The following is a 3,762-nucleotide window of genomic DNA, read 5'->3' as shown; positions in this document are numbered from 1 at the left end:
GCAGGCCGCGTTCCCGGCAGCGGCCGTCGTATTTGGGCTTGCCGCCTTCGGCCTTGGCCTTCTGGCGCATGGCCTCCACCTCCTGCTGGGTGCAGGTGCAGTAGTAGGCATCCCCCGAATCCAGCAATTTCTGGAGGTATTCACGGTAGAGGTCGAATCGCTGGGTTTGAAAAAAGGGACCTTCGTCCCAGTCCAGCTCCAGCCAGCGCATCGCCTCGAAAATGGCATCCACGGATGCCTGGGTGGAACGCACCGTATCCGTATCTTCGATGCGCAAGACAAACTTTCCGTGATTCTGACGGGCGTAAAGCCAGTTGAACAAAGCCGTGCGGGCGCCGCCCACATGCAGGTAACCCGTGGGGCTCGGGGGAAATCGAGTAACGATGGTTTCCATTGTTGATCTGCCTTATGTTAGTCGTTCGTAAACTGATGCAAATGACACATCTAGTTAAACAATAAGTTATTTACCGGTCACGGCGCATCGTGCCGTTTGCATGCTCACCGGCAGCCGCAGGACCTCAATCGGTAACCCAACCGCCGGTCTGTCTGTGGCCAACCAATATCTTCGCTATGAGGTTAACCAATCGTAATAACAATCAATGAAATCGAAACCAGCCAATCACGGTCAGTTTCAGGCCACCTCATTACCACATCCCCAAAGGGGGAACAAGGGTGCGGCGGGAAAGATTTTTTGGAAAAGCCTTGACATTCGTCGGCTTTTTAATTACTACAGGCGACACCAATTAAAAACACGGCTTATTATGGAATAGTTATATATATTTTAATATGTTAGGAGATTACTAATGGCTGTACCGAAGCACAAGACATCTAAGTCAAAACGGGATAAACGACGCGCCCACGACAAAATTGACGCGCCAGCAGTGGGAACCTGCCCGGGATGCGGCGAAGCCAAACTTCCCCACCATGCCTGCCCCGAATGCGGCGAGTACAAGGGTAAAAGCGTTATCGTTAAAGACGACGACTGATCGATTTCTATCGGGTCAGAACCTTCAGACGATTTCCCCCAAAGGAAAAGCCAATCATGACCGACACCGGATCCCATCGCCCGCAGGGTGGTTTGGACGAAGAGACCCGGCAGATGGTGGTCGATACCGTCCGCCAGCTGTCCAAGCGCCTGCTTACCAAAAAAGCCGTCCTGGAATGGGACCGTGACGAAATTTTTCCCGAAGCCGCCGTCCGGGAGATGCTGAGCCCGGAGATCGGGCTGCAGCTGCTGTTCATCCCCGAAGCCTACGGCGGAATGGGCGGCGGCGCAATGGACTGCTGCGCCGTCACCCGGGAGATGAGCAAAATCTGCCTGGGTGTGGGAACCGCCTTTTTTGCCATCCAGTTGGGCTCGGACCCCATCATCGTTGGCGGCACCGAAGCCCAGAAGGAACGTTGGCTGGGCGCCGTAGCCGAAGGCCACAGCCTGGTGGCCTACGCGGTGACCGAAGCGGAAGCCGGCAGCAACCTGGCATCACTCAAGACCAAGGCCGAGCCGGTCATGGACGATTCCGGCACGCTCACCGGCTACCGGATCAACGGATCCAAGCAGTTCATCTCAACCGGCGGCTACGCCGATTTCGTGACCGTACTGGCGCAGACTCCCGAAGGACCTACCTTTTTTGTGGTCGAAAAGGGCACCCAGGGCTTCGATCAGCACAAGGGTGAAGAGAAGCACGGCATCCGGGCGTCCAACACCTCACCCCTTACCTTCACCGATGTTTATGTCCCGGTTGAAAACATGATCGGCGATGCCCCCGGTAAAGGGCTCAAGCAGTCCAACCAGGTGTTCGGCTACACCCGGCTCATGGTGGCGGCGATGGCCCTGGGGGCCGGAGAGGCCGCCCTGGAAGGGATCGCCATTCCCTATGCCCATGAACGGATACAGTTCGGCGGTCCCCTTTCCGCTAAAAAGGGCTACACCAACAAACTGATCGTTCCCCACTGGGTCAACCTGAGGGCCGCCGCCGCCCACATCGAAGCCATCGCCCGCCGAATCGACAGCGAAGACGAAGACTTTCAGGTGGAAGGCTCCATCGCCAAGCTCTTCACCTCCGAAGCCGCCAACCGGGCGGCGGACGATGCCATGCAGGCCCTGGGCGGCTATGGTTACATCAGCGAATTCGGCGTTGAAAAAATCAAAAGAGATGTAAAAATAACCTGTATTTACGAAGGCACCAGTGAAATCCAGCAGAACATCATCTCCACGTTCCGTTGGAAAAAAACCCGCAAAACCAAAGGTGCCTTTTACGAAGAGATGGCCAACGGACTGGATGGGCTCCACGGCGACTGCGATCGTTCCGGCTGCCGGACCCTGGCCGTCTGTGCGCGCGTGTTGAACCGAACCATCGATTTTGCCCATGAAAACCGCCTCACCCGCCACCAGCAAGTCATGTTCGCCCTGGCCGACATGATGGCCCACGTGGAGGTGGGGGAAAGCATGGCCCGGTTGGCCGTGAACGAGCCGGATGAGATTAACCTGGCCACGGCTCGGGTCTTTGCCAACAGCTGCGCCCGCCTGGTCTCCGAAAAAGCCAGATTGATCGTGATGGGCAGCGACGTCGTCGCCGCTGAAACGGCAGATCAATTCCTGCCGTCGTTGGATCTGCCCGCATTGGAGGGCAGCTACCGGGGGCTGATCGACGACATGGACCGCATCGCCGACCGGATTTTTGAGAGGGCATCATGACCGGATCGGGCGATCGAATCGTCGTGGTAACCGGGGGATCACGAGGCATCGGACGGGCCATCTGCGCCGCCCTGAGCGCACCGGGAACCACCGTCTATTTCAGCTACAACAGCAATCTGGATGCGGCCCAGACCACGGCCAAGGGCATCGCGACCGGCGGTGGCAAGGCGTGCTACCACCAGGTTGACGTGGCCTCGGAAAGCGCCGTATCCGAATACCTGGGGGCTGTTTTAAAGGAGGCAGGGCGGATCGACGTGCTGGTGAATAATGCCGGCATCACCCGCGACGGCCTGCTGGTGCGCATGAAGGAAACTGATTGGGACGCAGTCATGGACGTCAACCTGAAAGGGACCTTCAACTGCATGAAGGTGGCCGCCAAAGTCATGATGAAGCAGCGCTACGGGCGTATCGTCAACATCTCTTCGGTGGTGGGCGTTTCCGGCAACCCGGGACAGGCCAACTACGTGGCTTCAAAAGCGGGTATCATCGGTCTGACCAAGGCCGTAGCCCGGGAATTGGCCAGCCGGAACATCACGGTGAACGCCGTGGCCCCCGGTTATATTGATACCGACATGACAGGCGATCTCGACGACAAATCCAAGGCGGCCATGATCGGCCAGATCCCCATTGGGCGAATCGGCACTCCCGACGACATTGCCGGCGTCGTCGCTTTTCTCGTCTCTGCAGCCGCGGATTATATTACCGGCCAGGTCATCCATGTAAGCGGCGGCATGTATATGTGAGTATTATTGAATTGGGGTATTGCGAATTGAGGAATTCAATGCCTTTCAATTCCGGAATCCCTCAATGCCCGAATTCCTCAATCCCTTAATTCTGTTTTATTATTGAAAGGAGATCCTCATGTCAGCAGAAGATAAAGTTAAAAAGATTATCGCGGAGAAACTCAGTGTAGACATTTCCGAAGTGGTTCCGGAGGCCTCTTTTGTGGACGACCTCGGGGCCGACAGCCTCGACCTGGTGGAACTGATCATGTCCATGGAAGAAGAGTTCGACGTGGATATTTCCGATGAAGACGCCGAAAAGCTGGTCTCTGTCAAAGACGCCTT

5 protein-coding genes are annotated in these 3,762 nt (G+C 56.6%); 4 read left to right on the top strand and 1 reads right to left on the bottom strand.

What is annotated here, in order from left to right; genetic code table 11:
* Positions 1-394, bottom strand: a 394-nt coding sequence (locus QNK41_RS19625) for a glutamate--tRNA ligase (RefSeq protein WP_319260491.1), incomplete at its 3' end; no start/stop codon positions are given.
* 409 nt (positions 395-803) lie between these two features.
* Between QNK41_RS19625 and rpmF the strand changes: the two genes are divergently transcribed.
* The 4 genes from rpmF to acpP form a co-directional block, all read left to right on the top strand.
* Positions 804-986, top strand: coding sequence for a 50S ribosomal protein L32 (rpmF, locus tag QNK41_RS19620; protein WP_319260488.1), 183 nt, complete (start codon positions 804-806; stop codon positions 984-986).
* A 56-nt stretch (positions 987-1,042) separates the two neighbouring features.
* Positions 1,043-2,695 (top strand): acyl-CoA dehydrogenase family protein, encoded by a 1,653-nt coding sequence (locus tag QNK41_RS19615; protein WP_319260486.1) that lies wholly within the window; start codon positions 1,043-1,045, stop codon positions 2,693-2,695.
* Complete coding sequence (fabG, locus tag QNK41_RS19610; RefSeq protein WP_319260483.1) at positions 2,692-3,438, top strand: 3-oxoacyl-[acyl-carrier-protein] reductase; 747 nt, start codon at positions 2,692-2,694, stop codon at positions 3,436-3,438. Before QNK41_RS19615 ends, fabG begins: the two co-directional genes overlap by 4 nt.
* Positions 3,439-3,556: 118 nt before the next feature.
* The coding region (acpP, locus tag QNK41_RS19605) for an acyl carrier protein (RefSeq protein WP_319260480.1) at positions 3,557-3,762 on the top strand (206 nt) is incomplete at its 3' end.

Source organism: Desulfosarcina sp. (assembly GCF_033791525.1).
Classification (GTDB): Bacteria; Desulfobacterota; Desulfobacteria; order Desulfobacterales; family Desulfosarcinaceae; genus Desulfosarcina.
Note: the sequence above shows the minus strand (reverse complement) of the source record. Positions and strands in the feature narration are given on the sequence as shown.